17 protein-coding genes are annotated in these 22,171 nt (G+C 66.7%); 11 read left to right on the top strand and 6 right to left on the bottom strand.

The features are described from left to right. The first annotated feature begins 149 nt into the window (after nucleotides 1-149). Nucleotides 150-1,382: a competence protein CoiA family protein gene (locus ABT369_RS03370; protein ID WP_350610069.1), complete on the top strand. Its 1,233-nt coding sequence runs from the start codon at nucleotides 150-152 to the stop codon at nucleotides 1,380-1,382. An 869-nt stretch (nucleotides 1,383-2,251) separates the two neighbouring features. Here ABT369_RS03370 and ABT369_RS03365 read toward each other — a convergent pair. Further along, on the bottom strand, nucleotides 2,252-3,532 hold the full coding sequence (locus ABT369_RS03365) for a YecA family protein (RefSeq protein ID WP_350610068.1): 1,281 nt from the start codon (nucleotides 3,530-3,532) through the stop codon (nucleotides 2,252-2,254). A gap of 502 nt (nucleotides 3,533-4,034) precedes the next feature. On the opposite strand from ABT369_RS03365, the gene tcmP reads away from it, so the two are divergent. Continuing rightward, nucleotides 4,035-5,225 carry a three-Cys-motif partner protein TcmP gene (tcmP, locus tag ABT369_RS03360; protein ID WP_350610067.1) on the top strand — a complete coding sequence of 397 codons (1,191 nt, stop codon included), beginning with the start codon at nucleotides 4,035-4,037 and terminating at the stop codon, nucleotides 5,223-5,225. Between the two features lie 50 nt (nucleotides 5,226-5,275). Here the strand turns inward: tcmP and ABT369_RS03355 are convergent, their stop codons facing one another. Beyond that, nucleotides 5,276-6,034, bottom strand: coding sequence for a DUF5131 family protein (locus tag ABT369_RS03355; RefSeq protein WP_350610066.1), 759 nt, complete (start codon nucleotides 6,032-6,034; stop codon nucleotides 5,276-5,278). A 751-nt stretch (nucleotides 6,035-6,785) separates the two neighbouring features. On the opposite strand from ABT369_RS03355, the gene ABT369_RS03350 reads away from it, so the two are divergent. The 3 genes from ABT369_RS03350 (at nucleotide 6,786) to ABT369_RS03340 (ending at nucleotide 11,028) form a co-directional block, all read left to right on the top strand. Then, nucleotides 6,786-8,363, top strand: coding sequence for a plasmid pRiA4b ORF-3 family protein (locus ABT369_RS03350; protein WP_350610065.1), 1,578 nt, complete (start codon nucleotides 6,786-6,788; stop codon nucleotides 8,361-8,363). Between the two features lie 308 nt (nucleotides 8,364-8,671). After that, on the top strand, nucleotides 8,672-9,643 hold the full coding sequence (locus tag ABT369_RS03345; RefSeq protein ID WP_350610064.1) for a hypothetical protein: 972 nt from the start codon (nucleotides 8,672-8,674) through the stop codon (nucleotides 9,641-9,643). 218 nt (nucleotides 9,644-9,861) lie between these two features. Beyond that, nucleotides 9,862-11,028, top strand: coding sequence for a hypothetical protein (locus ABT369_RS03340; RefSeq protein WP_350610063.1), 1,167 nt, complete (start codon nucleotides 9,862-9,864; stop codon nucleotides 11,026-11,028). Nucleotides 11,029-11,054: 26 nt separating this feature from the next. Here the strand turns inward: ABT369_RS03340 and ABT369_RS03335 are convergent, their stop codons facing one another. Continuing rightward, the gene (locus tag ABT369_RS03335) at nucleotides 11,055-13,436 is read right to left on the bottom strand and encodes a TOTE conflict system archaeo-eukaryotic primase domain-containing protein (protein WP_350610062.1); all 2,382 of its coding nucleotides are present in this window, start codon (nucleotides 13,434-13,436) and stop codon (nucleotides 11,055-11,057) included. Between the two features lie 178 nt (nucleotides 13,437-13,614). Between ABT369_RS03335 and ABT369_RS03330 the strand changes: the two genes are divergently transcribed. Beyond that, nucleotides 13,615-13,929, top strand: a complete 315-nt coding sequence (locus tag ABT369_RS03330) for an antitoxin VbhA family protein (protein WP_350610061.1) — start codon at nucleotides 13,615-13,617, stop codon at nucleotides 13,927-13,929. After that, on the top strand, nucleotides 13,926-14,498 hold the full coding sequence (locus tag ABT369_RS03325) for a Fic/DOC family protein (protein ID WP_350610060.1): 573 nt from the start codon (nucleotides 13,926-13,928) through the stop codon (nucleotides 14,496-14,498). The genes ABT369_RS03330 and ABT369_RS03325 overlap by 4 nt, the downstream gene beginning before the upstream one ends. Nucleotides 14,499-14,664: 166 nt before the next feature. On the opposite strand, the gene ABT369_RS03320 is transcribed toward ABT369_RS03325, so the two are convergent. Both ABT369_RS03320 and ABT369_RS03315 read right to left on the bottom strand, forming a co-directional pair. After that, nucleotides 14,665-15,372 (bottom strand): Crp/Fnr family transcriptional regulator, encoded by a 708-nt coding sequence (locus tag ABT369_RS03320; protein WP_350610059.1) that lies wholly within the window; start codon nucleotides 15,370-15,372, stop codon nucleotides 14,665-14,667. Nucleotides 15,373-15,424: 52 nt separating this feature from the next. Beyond that, nucleotides 15,425-15,946, bottom strand: coding sequence for a Pycsar system effector family protein (locus ABT369_RS03315; RefSeq protein ID WP_350610058.1), 522 nt, complete (start codon nucleotides 15,944-15,946; stop codon nucleotides 15,425-15,427). A 148-nt stretch (nucleotides 15,947-16,094) separates the two neighbouring features. Between ABT369_RS03315 and ABT369_RS03310 the strand changes: the two genes are divergently transcribed. The 4 genes from ABT369_RS03310 (at nucleotide 16,095) to ABT369_RS03295 (ending at nucleotide 20,649) form a co-directional block, all read left to right on the top strand. Next, complete coding sequence (locus tag ABT369_RS03310; protein ID WP_350610057.1) at nucleotides 16,095-16,886, top strand: hypothetical protein; 792 nt, start codon at nucleotides 16,095-16,097, stop codon at nucleotides 16,884-16,886. Further along, nucleotides 16,883-19,003 carry a hypothetical protein gene (locus tag ABT369_RS03305; protein WP_350610056.1) on the top strand — a complete coding sequence of 707 codons (2,121 nt, stop codon included), beginning with the start codon at nucleotides 16,883-16,885 and terminating at the stop codon, nucleotides 19,001-19,003. The genes ABT369_RS03310 and ABT369_RS03305 overlap by 4 nt, the downstream gene beginning before the upstream one ends. Then, nucleotides 18,993-19,799 carry a hypothetical protein gene (locus ABT369_RS03300; protein WP_350610055.1) on the top strand — a complete coding sequence of 269 codons (807 nt, stop codon included), beginning with the start codon at nucleotides 18,993-18,995 and terminating at the stop codon, nucleotides 19,797-19,799. Before ABT369_RS03305 ends, ABT369_RS03300 begins: the two co-directional genes overlap by 11 nt. 214 nt (nucleotides 19,800-20,013) lie before the next feature. After that, nucleotides 20,014-20,649, top strand: coding sequence for a CBS domain-containing protein (locus tag ABT369_RS03295; protein ID WP_350610054.1), 636 nt, complete (start codon nucleotides 20,014-20,016; stop codon nucleotides 20,647-20,649). A gap of 1 nt (nucleotide 20,650) precedes the next feature. On the opposite strand, the gene ABT369_RS03290 is transcribed toward ABT369_RS03295, so the two are convergent. Then, nucleotides 20,651-22,096, bottom strand: a complete 1,446-nt coding sequence (locus tag ABT369_RS03290; protein WP_350610053.1) for a protein kinase domain-containing protein — start codon at nucleotides 22,094-22,096, stop codon at nucleotides 20,651-20,653. Nucleotides 22,097-22,171 lie beyond the last annotated feature (75 nt).

Genomic DNA, 22,171 nt, shown 5'->3' with positions numbered 1-22,171 from the left:
CTGGCCGGAGGACCCTGGAGCTGAATGACCGAATTGTCCCTAGGTCCGCATCATGGAGGGAGCATGCAAGCACGGGAATAAAGATTGCGGTCACTGCGGTTGACCTCTCCGCGTGCGTCATCCTGTCGCTACAAAGACACGGGAGATTTGTGGCTCACAGCGTCTACTACGTCGACCGCGGCATCGAACTCAACCTCACCCTACCGGATCTCGGCCATCCCGATCTACCCCACCTATGGGAAGAACTGCGGAAGGCGAAGATCGGCCCCGGCCGGTTGCAATGCCTCCAGTGCAGGGAGAACGACCCCGACTGCCCCGAATGGATGTACCTGCAGACCCGCGCCGGCAACCGTCGCGTCGCCGTCCACCACAACACCTCGATCCGGGAACACACGAGCTCCGAGAGCAACACCCACAAGGCCCTCAAGGACCGCATCGCCGCCGCCGCAGAAGACGGCGGCTTCACCGCCGAACTGGAAGCCCGCGCCGAACACGGCAAACGCCGCACCGACGTTCTCGTCCACGGCAGCGACGGATTCCTGCTCGGCTGCGAAGCGCAGATCTCCTACGCCACCGCCGCGGCAGTCCGGAAACGCTCAGCAATCGCCCGCCAGGACGGCATCACTCCGCTGTGGACGACGAACGACCGCAAGGCGCAGCTCATCGACCAGGTACCGTGGGCCCGCATCGACCGGATGCCCTGGCACGACATCGCCAACGGCGCCGAACTGCCCGTCCGTGGTGGCATCCGGGCGCTGCGAATGGAACGGTGCCAGGACCGCCCCGTCGTCTGCCCAGACAGGAAACGAGGCCGGTGCAACCGGTGGCACGCCAGCTGGACTCCACGAGAACTGCGCCTCGACGACCTGATCGTCAACGCCGCCGGGCAGCAATACGTCCCGGTCCACATACCGACCAGCCGCGGCTCCGGACACTGGTTCTGGGTCACCAACGACGACAAGGCCACCTACATCGCCAGCGTCCACGACGCAGCCGACAGCACGACCACCCACACTCGTCCGGCCGTTCCCGCAGACAACCGCGTCGCTCCCCGGCCGCTCAGCCGCTCCTGCAACTACCGCCAGGAGAGCGAAGTCCGCGCCGAGCCCGCGCGGCCACGCGACACCGGCGAGCACATCGAAGCCCCAACCGTAACCCTCGACCACGTCACCAAACACCAACACAGGCAGAGCGCACCGCTGACACCTTCACCAGCCGGGATCGCACGCGTACGACCCCTGTCCGTCGGCTGGCTCCAGATACAACTCCGCCATGACCCGGCCACCTGCGCACACGTTTGGCCGCCGGAAATCCACGCCGACTCCTCCTGCGACCTCTGTGGCCTCGAACTCCAGGACTGGTCACTCTCACCGGCGACCTGATTAATCACAGGTGTTGCCTGCCGCACCGCTCGGCCGGCGAACTCCCCGACAGGCAAGCGCCTGCTCGATGTCGCCTCGGCGGCTGGCAGTGACCTGAAGCTCCCGGGCCTCCGCCTGGCGCAAGCCGCCGACCTGTGCCGTCATGCGCCCTGACGACACCGGCACCAGACAGTGGATCATGCCCCCCGTTATCCCGAAAACCCCCTGCCAAGAGTCGACCATCGACGACAAGTGTTGATCACTGCGTGGCGCTGTTTGGGCAGCTCAGTGCCAAAATTTGACGACCAGTCACAAGCTAGGGACCGTGACGGCCGATAACGGAACCGTCGGTTCAAATCCGGCTACCCGACTTGGTGAAGTACCGGTTCAGAACCGGTATCTCCTGCCCGGGGAGATACCGGCCTGAACCGTCTTCGAGCCGGAGAACGGTCGTGCTTCAGGACTGCCGCAGCGGTGGCAACGGGTAGGTCGCTTCGATGATCAACACGCCCCGTAGGGTGGCGCAGTTCTTTTGGTGCCCCCCGGCTAGAGATGCACCTGCGCCTGCCGAAGGGGCCGCCAAGCCCCGTTGAGCTGCGGCTATGACCGCCCAGACCTGCGTATTCAGGTCCGGAACGTGGCGCAGGTTGGTGCCTCTATCGCCAATCATCCGGTGCTCCCTGGCCCCAGCACCCGTGTCCGACACGATGGTCCACATGCGGATAGGAACGATCACCTTCGGCAGCCTCGCAACGCGTGACCGGCGGCAATAAGAGAATACCGCCTGAAGGCTTGCAAACCCGCCACCGACACGGGCCGGGCGCGGTCGGTGTCGCCAACCCATTCCCACGCGGACCGACCACGCATCATCGGTGGCATGTGAGTGTGTCTCACCGTCTTCCGTGGCATCGTTTGTATTTCAGGGATGAACCACAGGGACACAGTTCGTTGCGGGCTACTCGGGGCCGCCGAGCATGGAAGGTGCTGAAATTCGAAACGCCGAAGGCCCACTCCAGGCGACGTCGGTCTTGAGTGCTGATTTTCGAGCCGCCACGCACTAGGATGTACGAGTACTCGACTAGATCGCCGTCGCTAAAGCGGACGCCAACACCGAGCACCGCGCCGCTTTTCGATACCCGTTCGGACCATTCGATCTGACGTAGGGCGGTCAACATGCCCAGCGTGGCCAACCATTTTTTCTTGTCCGGCTGATTGCTGTCGAAGTCCGCCATATAAACCAGCAGTCGATCCTTGAGCAGTGCGGAGCCGCTCACCATTGACCGGGTGGACTGGAGTTCGTCATGCCATCGCATAAGGCGCTGCCCGACGTTCGCCTGCACAGCGGCTGGAACGTCATCGAGATAGTCCAGTATCTCACGATAATCTGTGGCCACGAAGCCTGTGGAGTCGTCGTTCTCCGCAGCCGTCTTGTCGATCAGATCCCTGTAGGCCGCGACGGCGGAAGGGGCGTGGACGGCAGCGAACGATATCGGCGCTACCGACGATCGATGAGGCCGGTCATCGTTGAGATACATCGAGGCCAACGCTCGAAATCGCAAACCTTCTCGCCCTAGGGGCACCTCCAAGGTCGACCCGTTCTCCAAGACCAGGCGAACATATCTAAGAACCTCATGAACCGACCGCAGATGGTGGTTGAGCAGATGCCAGTCCTCCATCGTCACGTAGAAGACATCGTCATGGAACGGCAGGATCAACTCAGGAGTGCGTGGGTGCGCGATGACCACGATGACCGGCCAGTCTGAACAGTCTTCATCGAGTCGGACGTGAAACTGCTTTCTCTGATCGCCGCTGAGGACCATCGACCGTACGGGTACTGCCGTAAGTGGGTTACCCCGTGTCTGAAATGAGGTGATGGTCCGCTTCGACCCGCGTCCTTGGCGGACCGCCTTCGCGCTGTGCTTGCGGATCCACCGACAAGCCGCGTCGTCTGAATCTGCAAGCCCTTCACGCCGGCCGCGCGCCTTGACTTGCAGGATTGCGCCGCCGAAACCACACAACAAGATGCCGTCACCGACCTCACGGATACCGCTTCCGGTGGGAACGACGGGCTGACCGTATACGAACTCGGGGACGCCGAGCATTGCGGCAACCCGGCTCGCACGGCGTTCCGCAGCATCTCCGTGTGACGACGACATCACCCCATTGTCCACGAACCGCTACTTCAACCGATCGCTGTGTCTGGCGTTCCACTGCCTCTCGACCCACGTGCGGGCGCATCACTGAGGGATCGTCGAAGAAGTACGGCCCCAAGCGCCCTCCAACGGCAACGGGCGTGATGCGGGGAACGACGCGACGGCCCCAGCCTCGCCGCACGCGAAGCACGATCAGTTGGAGAGGATCAATGTGCGGACTGATGTTCAGGCCGCCTGACGAACGGGGGTGAATCATCCACCGGATACTGACGTCGCGCGGAGCGTGATTGATCGCCGCCGACCGGATCATCTCTCTTTGGACACGGTAGGGCCACGTTCGCACTGTCCGCCCTGCCGCGCACCGGCCGGGGAAGCGTAAACGGGGGAGGCGTGGTGATGGCCACGCCTGCCTGCTTGTCGTCCGAGGGGCGCGATGCGTAGATCGGCCATGGCTACTGGACGCCTCTTCTGCGAACCTCCACCGTCCGCTATGTTGACAACACGGCGTGTAGGGGGGTTTGTGAGTAGCCACGACGAGTTTTTCAACACGAAGCAGGCGGAGGCCGTCTTCAAGCACGGGATCCTCAAGCGCTACCCCGTTGTCTTCGCCTCCAAGACGGGGTCGGCCGTGGACGGCGGCCGGGTCGTGTTCCTTGACGGCTATGCCGGCCGTGGCGAGTACAGGGACGGATCGCCTGGGTCGCCGTTGCTGCTGTCGCAGGCTGCCGAATTTCTGCAGGGCAGCCGCGATGTCCTGGGGTTCTTCGTCGAGCAAGACGACGACAGCTTCGCGAACCTTGAACGGGTTCTGCGCGACAAGGGCGGCCCGGCAAACTTCGAGGTTCGCCACGGCTCAGTGGACGATCACCTATCCGAGCTGCTCACTCTCTCGGGTGGCGCTTCGTTGTTCGCCTTCCTCGATCCGTTCGGTCCGGCGCTGGATTTCAACATCATCAAGAGTTCTCTGCTCGGACGCCCGAAGTGGCCGCCCACCGAGGTCTTGCTGCACTTTAGCGTGCTCAGCGTCGCTCGCATGGGCCGAGCGGTCCACGCTGCTCGCCAGTCGAACGGTGCGCTCTCAGCGGATGACGGTAAGACGGCGGCGCGTCTGGACCGGTTCCTTGACGGTGGTTGGTGGAAGGACTATTTCGCCCGAGTCCACGACGACGGCGACGAGCAGAAGGCCACGGACGTCGCCATGCGAGTCTGTGCCGAGTACCAGCAGAGGTTGACCGCCGGAACCAGATACCAGGCGATCAGCATGCCCGTGCGCCCTCGCCCGGACCTGGCGCCCAAGTACGTGCTGATGTTGCTGACCGCCGACAGTGAAGGGGCTTGGTGCTTCGCTGACGCGCTGGGCAGAGCCGGACGCGACTGGACGGCGGCGTGGTTCACGGAGCGGATGAAACGAGAAGGGCCTGCTGGGCAGGGGTCGCTGTTCGGCGAAACGCCGGTCTTCGACCACAATCAGTACGAGGTGGATAACCGAGATGTGTGGACGAGAACCATCGCCGCAAACATCGAGGCACTACTTGCCCATGGCGACCCTTTCAAGCTCTCCGACCGGGTACCGGAGGTCTACGGCACTGTACTTGGCCAGGCATGGGAACGACACGTCAAAGCGGCGGTCAAACTGCTACATAGCAGCCGCAAGATCGACCACGACGGCAAGGGCAAGTATTTTTTCAGAGACCTACTGCATCGCGGGTAGGTACGCGTCGACCGTGCTGGCGCGGATGCTAGCAGCGAAGCGTACGCCCTCTATCCCACTGTGGTCAGTCGCCGACCGGATGGCATCTCGTCCCACGTCCGACCGTCGAGTAGCCGGCCTCCCGCCTTCGGTGTCCTGCCACCCCATTGCTTGAAGAAGAACGCCGTCCCTGCCGCGTTGCACTGGTCCCGAAGTTCTCGCACCCACTGCGGGTCCATGGGGCGGCAGTTCCGTCCGGACTCGCCGCCGGCGATGAGCCAATCGATGCCCGCAAGTGTCAACCCGGGAAGCGGACCGAGGAGGGGCTCCGCCGAGACGAACCGTACGGTGGCCGGAACGTGCAATAGATCATCGACGCGAGCCACTTCACTGGTGTTCTCAACGCTGACGCCCATCCATACGTTCGCTGGCCAATCGAGTTGCGGCGCCACCTTCGCTAGCCTCGCGGCTCGTTTGGTGAGCAGTTGGTAGGTATGCCGGGGCGTTTCGCGCATGACAGCGAACACGCGCTGAACGTAGTCCAACGGCACGCGGGCGTGGAACAGGTCGGACATCGAGTTGACGAATACCACCCGTGGATCCCGCCATCGTCGCGGGATGTCCAAGGCGTCCTCGTGAACTGCGACTCCGAACCCAGGTCCGGAGGTACGTGGGTCACCGTCGGTCTGGTACTTAGCCGATCCCATGGCCTTCAGCCGCTTCGATAGGGTAAGGGCGTAGCAGTTATCGCAGCCGGGAGAGATGCGGTCGCACCCTGTCGTCGGGTTCCACGTCGCCTCTGTCCACTCGATGGTGCTGTGGTCCGCCACCGGATCACCTCCCTGAGATCAACCATCTTGTCGAACATCCGTACAGTACGGAAGGGCTCACGAGCTGTCGTACCCCACTGGTTACCTGTCGAGTCGGTCACCTGGTACAACGCCTCAGGCTTCTCCACGTCATTGGGCAGCGCCAGGCATGCCGCTTGTCTCCGACCAGAGCGTGTGCGTAGCCGCAACAGCCTACAAAGTGGATCAACCTACGTCGGCCGCTGACTAACCATCTCCGGGCGTGATCAACAGCGCCTGCGCTCGGATCGGTCACAACAGCGGACCGCCGCAGCAGAAGGACTTGATGAGCCGCAGGTCAGGACTGTCGAAGCGGCGGTAGTGGGTAGGTCGCTTCGACGATCAGCACGCCCCGTGGGGTGGCGCAGTTCTTTTTGGTGCCCCCGGCGGGGTGTCAACCTGTGCCCGATGTCACCGAACGCCAAGGGTTGGTTGGGATCGTGCCCCCCGTTTACCCCTCGAAAACCCTTACCGAACGTTGAACGCTACCGACGAACGTTGACCAACCCGTGACGGCGTTCGCCCAGGTCAATGTCAATATTCGACAGTCAATGCCAAGCTCGCGACCGTGACGGTCGGTAACGGAAGGTTGGGGGTTCAAGTCCCCCCGTCGGCTCCCTTGATCAAGCCCCGACCTGAGGTTTCTCAGGTTCGCCCATGGTGTGCAACGTTTCGGCCTGCAGGCGCGAGTCGCGCGCGAGCGCCTTGGCGGCGATCCTCCTATGCTCTCCCGATGACTGCCGCACTCATCCAGGACGCCGTCAACTGCACGATCATGGCCCGTGCCAGCCGGCTGGCCGATTGGGTGGGCGCCGGGCGGCCGGTGACCGCGAAGGGTGTGCTCCGACCGGTCGACATCTCGCCCGCCGCGGCAGCCATGGGCGTGGAGGCTCCGGAGAAGGCTCGCACCGCCGCCGACATCGAAGTGCTCCACCGGCCATGGGTCGCAGCCCATTCCATGGGACTTGTGGCGGTCGGGGCGGCCCGGGCTACGGCGACGGCCGGCCCGGTCGGCGATCAGCTGGAAGCGTGGTGGACCGCGCTGCTCGCGGTACTGCGGGCGGAATCTCACGATCGCCGCGCCAAGGGTGCGGTCGTACTGTGCCGGACGCTGCTGGCGGTCCTGGAAGGCGAGCCACAGGTCGACGAGCTCGAAGACCTGGTCGACGAACGGCTTCGTGCGGAGGACGTGTGGCAGTTCGGCGCGGTCTTCGAGGCGTTCCGCCGAGGGGTGATGCCCGTCGAGGGCGGGCTGGAGGTGCTGGCCGAGTTCGGGGCAGTGGACACCGCGGCCCGGCTGACGTCGCTGGGCCGGTGGGCGAGCGGGCGCTTCGCGGCGACTACGTCACCATCGGTCTCGCCGGACCTGTCGGCGTCCGAACTGCTGGCCAGGCTGGCAACCATGTCCGAGCAGGACCTTCTGCGCCACGCGCAGCGCTGGCTCGCCGGTCGGGACGTCAACGAGGCCGTCGCGGACGTTTTGATCGCCGCTGAGGCTGGGACGCCGGCGGCTCGGGTCGCCGGGATCGATCTGGTCGGCGCGCTGGGTGAGTCGATGCGACCGGTGTGGCAGGCAGCGCTCGAACAGCCGATGCTCGCCCCGCACGCTCGTGCGGCCCTGGCCACCTGGGATGCGGCGGAGGATCAGCCGGAGCCGAGCGAGGCGGACCGGTGCTGGCTGGCCGTGGAGTACGCGCTCGCCGTCGAGGACCTCGAAGAGGCGTACTACCTCGTGCAGGAATTCGGCGGCATGGCGGTCGTCGACGCAAGCGGCCATCCGGGCGCGCCCGGACTCCGTGACGCGCTCATCGCCGCCGGGCGCCCTCGCCAGCGGGTGTACCAGCTGAAGATCGTCCTGTCCGACGTCAGGCCACCCGTGTGGCGGCGGCTGCGCGTACCGGCGTCAATCCCTCTCGACGTCCTGCACTACACGATCCAGGCCGCCTTCGAATGGGACGACAGTCATCTGCACACCTTCGAGGCCGACCGGCGCCGCTATTCCGATCCGGATGTTGCGCTCGACGAGCATGAAGACGAGTCAGATGTACGGCTGGCAAAGGCCATGCCCCGCGAAGGCGCCACGATGACGTACGTCTACGACCTCGGCGACTGCTGGGAGCATCGGATCACCGTCGAGAAGATCGACGAGCTGGAGGAGCCGGACGCGGCTGTTGCCATCACGTGTACCGACGGCCGCGGTGACGCCCCGATCGAGGACTGGCATCCCGAGGACGGCGACGGTACGACGCCGTTCGACATCGGCGCGATCAACAAAAGGCTGGCAGCGCTGCTCGGCGTACCGAATGGATAGCATCTTCGTCGATGTGTTGAACTGTTGGGATGAGCCCGAAGAGTCGCGGGCGCCCGGCCGGCCGGGGCAGGCCGAAGGCTCGTCGTCAGGAGCCCGTGCGTTCACTGCGGCCCTCCGACCGCCTCGTCCGGGCCGCCCAGGATCTGCTCACATGCACCGATCCGCTCGAGGCCGAAGAATGGGCCTCCGGCTGGCTCGGCCAGGCCTGGCTGGCCGCACCACTCGGCGACAAGGAGCCCGAGCACACGCTCTGCCTGGAGGTCGTCGGCCGCTGCAGCACCCGCCCGTCGGCGCACGGCCTGGCCGCCGTGGCAGCGCTGCGCAGGGTCGCCCCGCCGCGTGCGTACACACTGCTTGACGAGGCGATCGACCTGCTGCGGCAGTCTCAGCCGGCGCCGCCATGGCTCGATGCGGCGTTCGTCCCCGTGCGGGCCTTGCGCGCCGTCGACGTGTACGACAGCGAACGGGTTCTGTTCGTCGAGTACGGCACCCACACGTTGCTCGCCCAGATCCTCGCCACCGGCGGGACGATGGTGGAGAAGCTGTACCTGTCGCAGAGCGGCGCGGCCGAGGCGTGGGACAGGACGCGGGAGCCCGGCGAGGTGCCGATGCCGCTCGAGGAGGTGCCGATCGACGAAGCGCTGGCCGATCTGGCGGGCTTGCTGCGGCACACCGACATGATCTGGCCGCGCCATGACGACGAGGACTACGTCGACCTGCGGGCGCTCGCGTGGGCGCGATCCCGGGCGTATCTGCCGGAGTGGCCGGAGTTCGAGCCCCTCGCCGAGGGGAAGCGAGCGGAACTCATCGAGGCGTTCGTCGGGCAGACGACGGACTCCGATGCGTACCGGAGCCTGGCGGATCTGTTTCTCGACTACGGCGACGGGTACCTCAACAGTCGCCCACTCGGCTGGAGCCCCGACGCGGTCGCGATCTTCCTCGCCGACTGGCTGCCGCGGAAGGCGTTCCTCGACGCGGACGGCCGGCTCGCGTTGCCCGACGCCCTCCGGGACTGGTTGCGGTTTGCGCTGGAGCGCCGTGGGGTTGCCGACGAATGGATCACGCCGGTGACCGCCGCGGTCGACATGTGGCTGCCGCAGTTCGAGCACGCGGTCGATGACGAGACGTCCTGGGGGCCGGCGAAGCAGATCGCCGCCGAGCTGAAGGCCCGCGGCGTCGACCCGCGGGACTCCGACGCCGTCGACGAGGTGATCGGCCGGCTCAACGCCGAACGCATTGCCAACCGGCTCCGTGACTCATCGGGTGGCTCCTCGCGCTGACAACGCCGGGCACGACGAGGTGTCGCCGACCGCGTCGACAACACCCGCGCCGTGATGGCCCGGCGGTGGGACCGGACCTCTCACGCGGGTCGATCGAAGGCCGGGATACTCTGCCGCATGAGCGGCAGGCGATCGCGATCCTGGACCTTCCGTTGCCGGATCCGCCGCCCAGTGGCGTTCAGTGGATCGAGGCGTACCGGCACTGGGGTGGATGACACGTGAGCGAGTACCAGTACTACGAGTTCGTCGCGATCGACCGGCCGTTGACGGAGGCCGAGCAGGGCGAGTTGCGGGCGGTGTCGACGCGTGGCCGGATCAGCGCGTCAAGCTTCGTCAACGAGTACGAGTGGGGTGACCTGAAGGCCGACCCACGTAAATGGATGGAGCGATACTTCGACGCTCACCTCTACCTGGCGAACTGGGGCACTCGCCGGGTGGCTTTGCGACTGCCGGTGCAGGTACTGGATCCGGATCTTGCCGCGACGTACTGCGCGGGTGACTCCGCCTCGTCGTGGGCCACGGATGAGCATGTGATCCTCGACCTGTACAGCAGGGACGAGGACGGCGACGAGGAGTGGTGGGAAGACGAGGCCGCGCTCGCGTCGATCGTTCCCGTCCGGGCGGAGCTGGCCGCCGGCGACACCCGGCTGCTGTACCTGGCGTGGCTGTTGTGCGTGCAGGACCGGGAGCTGGACGAGGACGAGTTCGAGCCACCGGTCCCGCCCGGCCTGGGCAAACTGTCGGGGCCGATGCGGAGCCTCGCCGACTTCCTGCGCCTGGACACGGATCTGCTCGACACGGCGGCTCAGGCCAGCGCGCCTCTGACCACGCAAGCGCCTTCGGTGGCGGTGTTGACCAAGTGGGTGCGGCGGCTGCCGGTGGCGGACAAGGACGAGGTCATCGTGCGGCTGCTGCGTGGCGACGGCGCGCACCTTCGCGCCGAGTTGCTGCGCCGGTACGGCGGCGGGGCGGCTCTGGAGGCCGTGGGCGGTGGTCGGACGGTGGGCGAGTTGCTGGCCGGCGCCGAGTCGCGCTGGGCGGACCGGCAGCGGCAGGCCGAGGAGCGTAAGGCGGCCGAGCAGGCGCGTCGGGAGGCGGCGGCCGCTGCTGCCCGCGAGCAGCGCCTCGACGCGCTGGCCGCCGATCCAGAGCGGGCGTGGCAGCAGGTGGCGGAGTTGATCGCGACCAAGAAGCCCAAGGAGTACGACTCGGCGGTCGGGCTGCTGACCGACCTGAAGGCGCTCGGCGAACGCGACGGCCGGCGCAAGGCGTTCCGCGGGCGGATGGACCAGCTGCGCCTGGAGCACGCCCGTAAGCCGAGCCTGCTGGACCGACTCGAACGCGCCGGCCTCATCGCGGGCACCACCGGGAAGACGTCGGCATGAGCGCGGTTCCGTGATCTCGGCGCGTGTCATGCCCTGGTGAAGCCGAGCGCGCGGTAGCCGGGCAGGCGGCGTTGGAGTGAGGCGGCGAGGATCGGGACGGCCCGGTCGTGGTAGTCGTGGACCTCGGCGACTTCCTTGCCGGGCGCCGTGCGGATCACCCGGCCGGCGCACTGGACGAGCAGCCCATCGTAGGAGACCGGCGCAGCCAGGAACAGCGTGTCCAGTGCAGGTGCGTCGAAGCCTTCACCGATGAACGGCGTGGTACCGACGACCAGTACCCCATCACCGGCTCTCGCGTCGGTGAGCAGTCGAACGGTGGCACGCCGGTCGCTGGTGGACATGTTGCCCTGCAGTACGAGGGCCTGCCGGCCATGCGAGGCGAGCGCGGCGGTGAGCGATTCGACGTGTGCGACGCGGCGGGTGAGCACCAGGCAGTTGCGCCCGCGTTGCAGAGCGGCGGTCACGTCGGCGACGACCTGAGTGTTGCGTGCCTCATCCACGGCGAGGGCGCGGTGCGCCTCGGCGATCGCGGAGGGAGCGGACGACTCGGCATCGTCGGAGCGGAACTCAAAGCCGGTCTCGTGCACGTACAGCAGGCGCCGAGGCCCGGCATTCGCGCTCAAGGCTTCCAGGAGCGTCCCTCGGTCGTCGTTGCGGGGCGGCTCGTGGGTGATGGTGTGCCGGATGGGTCCGAGCTGCCAGGTGACGAGTTCGCCGAGTCCGTCGCGGCGGGTCGGGGTGGCGGTGAGGCCGAGCCAGAACTGGGCGGCCATGCGCTTGACCGAATGGTCGTATGCCGCTGCCGCGAGATGGTGGCATTCGTCGACGACGACGTGCCCGTATCCGCTGGTAAGCTCGGCGATGTCATCGCGTCTGGCCAGGGACGGCAGCATAGCGATGTCGACCACCCCGCTGAGCTTGCGCCGGCCGCCACCGACCTGCCCCGGTCTGATGCCGAGGAACTGCTCGATCCGGGCGCGCCACTGCTCGGCCAGTGCCTTGCGGTCGACGAGCACCAGCGTTGCCGCGGCCCGTTCGGCAATGATCGCGCAGGCCATGACGGTCTTGCCCGATCCCGGCGGGGCGACGAGGACACCGTCGTCATGCGCGAGCAGCGCGCCGACTGCCGTGCTCTGCGTGCCGTCGAGCTCTGCGGTGCAGGTGACATCGATCTCGCGGCCCGGGGTTCGTAGGTCCACGATGGCCAGGCGCGAGCCGGCACGCTCGACGATCCCCTCGACGGCGTGCCGCAGCCCGCGGGGGAGGACCAGGCGATCGTCGACGGTGAGGTCGTACCCACGGACGAACCGTGGCGTGTCCCAGGTGGATTTGCGCAACCGTTGCAGCTCGTAGAACTTCGGGTTGGCCATGGAGGCCGCGTGCTTGAACGTCGACAGAGCCGCGGGAGTCAGCTGGGTCGCGTCCAGGCTCAGCGTGGCGCCGAGTTCGGCGTGCACCACGACAGGTAGCGGCGGATGGACCCGGGTCGCGTCGGACCTGCTCAGGGCGGCGACTTCCGCGCCGACCACGGCCTGTTTCGCGCGGCGCGCGAGTCTGGCCGCATCCCCGGGGCTGAGCCGGTCGAGGGTCGACAGGAACGCCCACTGGTCCTCGTAGGGTTCCAGCGTGGCCAGGTCAAGAAACGCTGTCAGCCCGTCCTTGCGGCGCCGGCCCTGCAACGGGGCGGCGATCAGGTTGCCGAAGCCACCCTCGGGCAACACGTCCTGGTTCGGGAACAGCCGGTCGTACGAACGCAGGTCCATCGAGCCGCGCAGTACCGTGGCCTCGTGGATCAACGCGGTGCCGACGCAACGGGCGACGGCCGCTGAGATCGCTTCAGTGAAGAACACCCATACGTGCGCACCACGCCCGGACTGGGATATCTCCAACGCGGCCGGCACTCCGTTCGCGCGAGCCGCCTTGGTGTACGCGAGCGCGTCGAGCATCGCGGCCGGGCCATCGAAGTCCGCCGCCAAGAACCGGCACGAGTTGTCGCCGAGCAGCGGATACAGCCCGACGAAGACCTCACCCACCAGATGCGCCGAAATGACCTCGGCAGTGAACGGGAGATAGGTGGCCGCCTTTCGATCGGTACCCTTTCGCCATCCTCCGGCGACCGCGGGCATCCATCCTGCCGCGCCGGTCCTGGCGTTCTCCCAACGCACCGCGTACATATCGGCTCGAGCCCGGAAACGGTCGGCGTAAAGGGCCAGCTTCTCCGCGACCGGCGATGCCATGCTGACGAACCCGGGCGGCGCGACCGCCACGGACAACTGCTCAGGCGCTGGGACGGTGTCCTCACCACGCAGGTCCAGCAGTCGCGCCAGGCGCGCATTCTCGGCCCGTAACCGCTCCAGTTCCCGGCGAAGCCGAGCAAGATCGCCGCCCACGGAAATATCGGCATCCACGGCAGGATCGTCGCATGCGGCTCCGGAATGCATGTCCGCGCGATTCGACGGTTGCTGTGGCCACACCCCGTGCTGCGTGGCGCAAGGAGGCAACCAGCTCCTGGCGGAGCAATACCGGCTTCGGCCCGCGCGGCTCGTTGACCTCCGAAATGTGTACACAGTCGGGTACACTTTTTCCATGCTGATTGAGACGCTGTCGGTTCGAGAAGCCCGGGAACAGCTGCCCACGGTGCTCGAGCGATTCCGCCAGGGCGACCGTACGCCCGTCGGCGTGGGGTCGCATCGAAAGACGGAAGCGATCATGGTTTCTGTCGAGGTGTTCGATGAGCTGACCGCCGAGCGTAACCAATCGCTTGCGCAGGCCGGCGCATCTGTGCGGGCCGAGGGACTCACGATCAGCTCCGATGCTGAGACGATCATGGAACGGTGGGCTCGCGGCGAGCTCAGCACCATCCGGATGCGAGAACTGATTCGGCAGCTCCACGTCGCATGACTGTCGATCCGTATACCGACCCGGATTCCGGCGTCCTGCGTAACCGGCTCGGGATCACCGACCCGCAGCGACTTCGTGACGCGGAGGCAGACCTCTCCGCGGCGGCACTGGCGGATCTCGGCACCCGTATCCTGCCAGGCGGTTACGACCTCACCCACCTGCGGCTATTCCATGCAGAGATCTTCGGTGACCTTTACCCGTGGGCCGGCGAGATCCGAACCGTAGGAATCGCCAAGACGGATCCCTTTTGCCTGCCGCACCACATCGAGAGGTACTCGGCGGAGGTGTTCGATGCCTTGGGGAAGGAGCGCTTCCTGCGGGGTTTGTCCAGGGACGACTTCGTCGCTCGCTTGGCGCACTACTTTGCCGAGGTAAACGCGATCCATCCGTTCCGCGAGGGTAATGGCCGGGCGCAGCGAGCTTTCTTCCGGCAGTTGAGCCGGGAGGCCGGCTGGCCGATCAACTGGTCGAATCTTGATCCGGAGCGGAACGCCGAGGCCTCGATGGCCTCGCTCCGTGGCGACAACCGCCTGCTCCACGAGATGCTCGACTCACTCGTCGGTTGCTGATTGCTGTCGCACCCACGGGACCGGACCGGCGCGGTGGACGGTCCAAAGCTCTGCCACCGGTCGTCCACAGTGGATTAGCTCGGGCTCGACGCAATAGGTTGCACAGGTCGGGCGTCGCGCGTCAGTGCGTCGTACACGGCAATCGGCCGGGGAAAGGGTGGTAGGTCTACAGTTCGCCGTGCAGTTCTGCCGCTCTCCGCAACGATTCCGGGTCGATCACGGTCACCGTGCGGTACCCGGTGACGATAGACCCGTCGCGGCGGAAATCTCGCAGCACCTTCTGCACTGTCACCTCCGCTGTGCCACAGAGACTCGCCAGCTCGGACTGTGTCAGCTCGAACCCGATCTCCAGTCCGGCCGGTGTACGGCGTCCGTACGCAAGCGCCATCTTCACCAGCACCCGCGCGACCCGCACTTTCGCCGAGTACGCGGTGAACTCGACCCTGAACTGGTTGGCCCAGCGGAGGCGATCTGCCACCATGCCGGCCAGTGCGACGGCTGCGCCGGGCTGGCACTCCAGGAACTTATGGAGTTGTGGCCGGTGGATGACGCTGTACACCACCGGTGTGCACGCCGCGACGGTAGCTGAGCGGGGAAGGTCGTTGAGCGCGGACATTTCGCCCACGAGGTCTCCACCGACGCGGATGGCGAGTAATGACTCAGCGCCGTCACTGGTCAGCGCAGTGACCTTCGCGATGCCGTTGTGCATCAGGATCACGTGGCGTTCCAGCGCGCCTTGGTGGATCAGCACATCGCCGGGTTCGATCCGACGGCGTGGGGACATTGCTTGAAGATTCTTGCGCGCAGGGGCGGTGAGCCGATGCAGGTATGTGCCGTGCGCCCACCCAGTCGTGTCGACGTCCGGGAACTCCACCAGGAATCACCCTTCGTGCAGATCTATGCACACTCCGCCGTAAGGCTAGTCCTTATCGCGTATCCGTGACGATGGCGACGCATAGCCACCCGATCGAGCCGACGACGGCCAAGGCCGCCCATGGCAGGCTCGCTCGGATCGCTCGGTACTTTTCCATCGCGATGCCGGCCAGCACCTCTGCCGCCGCCCAGGCTTCGTCACGTTGCTGCTCCATCGGCGCCGGCGTAAGCGGCCTCCGGTGCGCGCCGAGATCCGGCAGTGCAAACCGGTTCCCAACGGCACTTTCCGGTGCGGTCAATCGCGGTGCGAGGCACCGGCCCAGGTGCCATACGGCGGCTGCGACGCCGACGACGATCGCTGCTCCGAGTCCGATCGTGGCGATGGTGGCAAGAGCGCCGGTGCGCACGGCAACAGCCACGATTCCTGGCTGGTCGGCCGTCAGAGCCCCCGCACCGGTCAGCCCGGTCAACAGGAGAGCCGCTTTCGAGTCGGCGTGTTGAATCGCGGTTTGTGCTGCCGTGCCGACCGACATCGCGGTGCGCAGGTCTTCCAGAGGTTCGGGCGTTTCGCTCATGTATCCATCGCAGCCGGGACCGCCATGAACAATTGCGTCACAAGACAGGTTGACCGTCTTCGGTCATGCCGTATTTCGACGGAATGTCCAGCGGAAGGTGTCGATATACATGGGCAGGTCTCATGACCGAACGGTGAGAGGTGACCCCGTGTCCGAGCCTACCCATCCCAGACGTTGCATCGTCCTTGCCGTCGACGTCGAGCGGTACAGCCCGCGGACCAACCTAGGGCAGTACCGTGCACAGCAGTTGTTTCGCGAGGTCATGGACGAGACAGTCGCGGGCATCGGGCTGGATCGCCAGAGCTGGACGACGCAGCAGAGCGGCGACGGCGAACTGGCGATCCTGCCGGCTGATACGTCGGAGCTGACCGTCGTGGCGGACTTCGTTCCCGCCCTCGACCGAATCCTGCGCGACCGCAACAGCAGTCTCCTGCCCGAGGCGAAGGTTCGGCTGCGCGTCGCGATTCACCAGGGTCTGGTCCACATGACAGGTGCCAACGGGTACCCGGGCGAGGCGATCGTCGAGGTGTGCCGGTTGCTCGACTCGGACCCGCTTCGGCAGGCGTTGGTGGCCTTTCCGCACGCCTCGGTCGGGCTCATCGTGTCGCGCAGCATCTTCCACGACGTTGTTCGGCACGGGTACCGCGGACTGCGCCCTGAACGCTTCGCTCAGGTCAAGGTGCAGGTGAAGGAACTGCTGACCGACGCTTGGATCTTTGTACCGGATGAGGACGCAAGCGCACTCGCCGGGAAGCAGCCGCCACCCGCAGCGGATCAGCCGCCCCCATCGAAGCCGCCCACGCCAGCCGCCGCAACGAGTGCGGCGGCGGCAACTTATCAGATCAGCGGCGTGACGACCCATGGACCGGCAGTCTTCGGACCGGGCGGCACCGCGATCGGCACCGCGAACGGTCCGTGGCACGGGACGGCTGACCGATGAACACCGTCGAAGAGCCGGAACCGAAACCTGATCCGGAAGTCGTGGAAGACGACGACAGCACCACTGATCATGTGCGGTCGCTGCCGGCGCACATGATCCGGTCCTACGGCATCCTGGACTCGGAGTTCCCCGGACCGTCTGCGTTCGGGCCCGGTTCGACGGCAATCGGCACGATGCTGAATATCGGTGCTGGCCAAGCCGGGCAACGGCTTGTCAACCAGCGACTGGACGGCGCTCTGGTGCTGGAGCGCATCCACACCTACGCCAAGACCGCGACGCCCGACCGCCTGATCGAGCGGCTTGCCCGGCTGCCGGTCGCGTATCTCAGCGGACCGCCCGGCAGCGGCCGGATGACGGCGACGCTTGTCGCGCTGGCGCGCGCACACGCGGCGGACAAGATCACCCAGCTGCATCTCCTCGGTGACGAGCCGATTCGTGCATACTTCGCCGATCCCAACCTGCTCCGCCCGAGCCACGGACACATCGTCGAACTGACGGGTGCGTTGAAGCCGGAGTCGTCGGAGCTGGCCCAGCTGTCCACGCTCGCCCGGGAAGCGCACGCCTCGGTGGTATTCGTCGGCGCCGACGCCGGCAACCGGCAACTCCTCGAATACAACGTCGAGCACGTCCGTCCCGACCCGCGCGAGGTCTTCCTGGTGTGGCTTGAGCGAAACCTGCGGGACAAAGGCCGCTGTATCGATGTTTGTCCCGCTTGCGAGGGCGAATGCGTCCAGGCGTACGTCGAGCGCTGCCGCGCCGAGTATGTGCGGCACCTATCGGTGAACACCATGACGGACGCCGTGCGGTTCGCTGTGAACTTCGCCGAACTCGTGCCGGACGGCAGCGTGGCCAGCGACCTCCTCGCCGATCGCGCAGCACTGCGCGCCAAGGCCGTCGATCTGCTCGAGGCGGCGCATCCTCAGGACGGCGTGGCCTATGAAAGGCGTCGCGCTCGCCACCTGGCGCAGCACCGCCGCGCCGCCCGCCTTGCGTTTGCGGTGTTCAACAATTACCCACTGACCAGGGTTTTTGACGCCACCAGTGCTCTGAACATGCGCCTTGACGAGGCGGTCGGCCGGTCCATAAACGAGCGCACGGTGCTCGAACACAACCTCGAGGACCTGCTCGACGACATCCGGCTCGCTGCGCCTGTCGACGGTGCGGTCGGTGCCGCGCGGGTGGCTCTGCTCCGCCAACCCGGCCTGGTTCGGGGACTGCTCGACGTCGCATGGCACGAGTACGACACAGCTCGTCAGCCGTTGTTGGAGTGGCTCGACGATCTCGCCGAGAACGCCGACGCCCGACCGGTCGCGGCAGCTACCGGCCTGCTCTGTGAATACGACTTCGAGCAGATCCGTAGTCGCCTGCTGGACAAATGGGCGGTGAGCAAGCAGCGCTCGCGGCGGGAAGCGGCGGCGCTTGCGTGTGAAATGGCGGTTCTTAATCATCCTGCCCTTACACCGCAGATCTTGCACTGCGTGGCGGCCTGGGCCGAGCAGTCGGGGTATCGACGTGACACCGCAGTACGCACATACGCCACGCGAACTTTCCTTCGACGCCTCCCGCAGGAAGCACTGACGGTGCTGAGCATGGCTGCCCGCGACGACATGCAGCGCACCAGCAACGCCGTTCCTTTCGGAGTCCGTGGCATCTACGACTCGCTCGGCGCCGCGGTCGTGCACCGGCTCGTAGAGTGGTCCGATTCCCCGTTCGCGAACTTGCGGACCATGGCGAGCCGTTGCCTGGTACGCCTGGCCGACGTGAACAGCAACGCCGATCGCGAAGCGGGGACCACCGCCTGGCCCGCACTCCTTTGCCAGACCGCCGCTGGTGAGGTCGCGCCGGCGGAGCATGCCCGGCTCTGGCCCGGTGCCCTGCTGCACCCTGGCACGGCGCGTCAGGCGTGGTCGGCGTTCGGACGCTGGATCGGGTTGGCCGCCACCGACGAGGCTCTCGCCGATGTTGTTCATGAGGTACTGAGCCACGTCCTCACTGGCGGCCCGATCATTCGCCGTGCCAATTTCTATCTTCAGTGCTTCTGGCGTCACAGCATGCCGGACAACCCGACTCTCATCACCGTCACGACCATGCTGGAGGAACGCCGCCGTGGCCACTGACTATTACGCAGAAGCACAGACCGCCAAGCAGCCCGGCAAACAAGGGTTCCTCCGCTTTTTGGCGAGCCTGATGCAGCCCCCGGCCGTTGAGCAACCCGACCTCGAGGTCGAGCTGAGCGAGTGTCGCACGGACGTACCAATCGCTCTGGCCGCGCACGGCGACGCTTTCGACTTCTCTGTAAGGCCGACCTTCACCTGGTACGCCGAGCACATGACCCGCAGCAAATTCGAGAACCTCGTCGACACGTACATGCCGGATGCGCTGTACACGCTGAGGACTCGTTCCGAGCGGGTGGCACGATCGTACGAACCGCATCGCTCGCGCGACCTCGAGCGCGACCTCAACACGCGCCTGTCTGCCAAGGACTGGGCTATGGGCCAGTTGAAGGAGCGGATCATCTGCCGGCCGGAGGTCTTCGTCCTGCCGGATCCCCGTGTTCGCAAGAGCATGCAGCCCTACTGGCAGCGGCGCATCGAGATGCAGACCGAGCACGAATTGGCGATGCGTGGAGCCGAGCTGACGCGCGAGCGTACGCAAGCGTGGTCGCGAGTCATGGCCGCATTGGAGGCGGATCCGCGAAACCGGCACGCGGCAGCGCTGGTCGGACACGAGGCGTTCGCTGAGGTGTTCACGGCGATGACGCAGGGGCGGAAGGACGAGCTGCTGAAGTTGATCGACCTGCTGGAGAAGGCTGGGAGAAGCTTCAACGAGATCGGACTCTACGAGTACGCAGAAGGGCTGGATGCAGCACTCGCGGAGTACCGCAAACGCGCCGGCATGGACGAGGCTGCGTGACCGAGCCGACCGTCCACACTCCGGTAGGCGAACTGACCCGGGCCGAGATGAACGACGCCGGCCCCAATCTCCCCCGAACGAGGGATCTGGCCGAGGCAGGGCCAGGGCTTGGAGTCGTGGCGGCGCGGGTGTTTCCTCGGCGGGGGCGACGTAGCGTTGGCTTTGCACCGCCGTTGTTGACCCCCGCGTTGAGGTACGCCGGAGGGAGGGCACCATGGCCTTCAACAAAATGATGGAGTCCGCCAAGCGTGGCCTGGCGACGAGCCGGGCCCGAGTGGACGAGACGCGAGCCCAGCGCCAGCGCGACAAGCTGCTGCACGAGCTCGGCGAGGCCAGCTACGCCGAGCACACCGGCCACGCGACACCCGAGGCCGTCGCCAGCAGGCTTCGTGCTCTGGATGACCATGAGCAGGCGCTTCGCGAGAAGCAGGAGCGGCAGGCGAGAGACATCATGCACCCGGGAGCCGAGTGCGTCGACGAAGGGGAGACCGTCGCATCCGCCGCGCGGAAGATGCGCGATCTCGGCGTCGGATCCCTGCCGATCTGCGGCGCGGACGATCGGCTGCACGGCATCATCACCGATCGCGACATCGTCGTGAGGTGCATCGCCGAGAGCCAGGACCCCGGCCATATCAGGGTGCGTGACCTGACCGGGGGTGAGCTGGTCTGGGTCGATGCCGATGCCGATGTGAACGAGGTGCTGCATCAGATGGAGGACCACCAGGTCAAGCGGCTGCCGGTCATCGAGAACCACCGCCTGGTCGGCATGATCAGCGAGTCTGACCTGGCTCGTAACCTCGACGAACGCCGGCTCGCCGAGTTCGTGGGGAAGGTCTACACGACGTCCTGAACTAGGCCGGCAGATTCGCCGCGAGCTGGTCGGTCAGGTCGCGTATCGCCGAGTAGCCGGTGCTGGTGAGGGTGCCGTCCTGGTGCAGCTCGTCGAGCCGGCCGTTCAGACCCGACAGCTCCGCCGCCGCGCGGTCGTCATCGCCGCGCGCGTGATCGCGAGCGAATCTGTCGAGCCGGCGGTTCAGATCACGCGCGGTCAGGAAGTCCAGGCCGCCGTCGCGCAGGGCGGCGCGAACCGCGGCCAGCGTCGCCTCGGTCGTCTGGCTCGGTGCCTCGCTCGGTGCCTCGCTCGGTGCCTCGCTCGGGGTGTCGGTCGGCGTCGGGCTCGGGGTGTCGCTCGGTGTCTCGCTCGGCGCCGCGCTCGAGACATCCGCGGACGGCTGGGACAGGGTCGTTTCTGCGGGGGTGGGCGCCGCGGCCGGGTGGTGGTCGGTTCGGCCCGGGAGGGTCCCGAGCGCGAACACGGCGGCGGCGACCGCGCCGAGCGCCGCCAGGGCGATCCCGACCGAACGGCCCCGTCGCCGCCGGGCGGTCGGCGCGGGTGGCTCGGCGAGCATGGGCAGGCTGCGCGTTGCCGCTCGTACTGGGGCGCGGCCGCGAAAAGGCGCCGGTTCTGGATCAAAGGAAGTCGTCGCGGCGCCGGCCAGAACGGCACCCGCCTGCGCCGCACTGGCCGGGCGATCCGTCGCGCGCTTGGCCAGCAGCGCGCCGACGAGCTCGGCGAGCCGGGGCGGCAGGCCGGGCCGCAGGACTGCCACCGGTACCGCCGCCTCATGAACCTGCTGCCAGGCGGTCTGCACCGGCGAGTCGGCGATGAACGGCGGACGGCCGGTGAGCATCGTGTACAGCACACAGCCCAGCGCGTACAGATCGGTCCGGGCGTCCACGGGCTCGCCGAGGACCTGCTCCGGCGCCATGTACGAGCTGGTGCCGATCACGGTCGCGGGTGCGGTCAGCGCGGTCTGCGCCCGGTCGGTGATGCTGGCGATGCCGAAGTCGCAGACCTTCACCTCGCCCTCGCCGCTGATGAGGATGTTGGCCGGCTTCACGTCCCGGTGCACCACGCCGGCGTTGTGCGCGGCCTCCAAGGCGTCGCACACCCGCTCGGCGATGTGCGCCGCGCGCCTTGGGTCGAGCGGGCCCGCGGCCAGCTCGTCGGCGAGGCTGTGCCCCTGGACCAGCTCCATCACGAGGTACGGCGTGCCGTCGTCGACCCCGAAGTCGTACACGGCCACGATGCTCGGGTGCGACAGCCGTGCGGCGGTGTGCGCCTCGCGCTCGAAGCGCTCCGGCAGCGACGGGTCGGCGCCGCCGTCGCCGTGCAGAATCTTCACGGCCACGGGTCGTTCCAGCCGCCCGTCGACGGCCAGCCACACGTCGGCCATGCCGCCCCGGCCGATGACCGATCGCAGCTCGTACCGGCCGTTCAACAGTCGCCCTGCCATGGTGGCCAACCCTGACACAATCGCCCCAATCAACGCATAGGGCCGTCGCGATACGTCACTGTGGCCGGGCGCCGG

It is taken from the genome of Dactylosporangium sp. NPDC000244, assembly GCF_040300725.1.
In the GTDB taxonomy this organism is placed as follows: Bacteria; Actinomycetota; Actinomycetes; order Mycobacteriales; family Micromonosporaceae; genus Dactylosporangium.
This window is presented reverse-complemented; position numbering and strand designations above follow the sequence as displayed.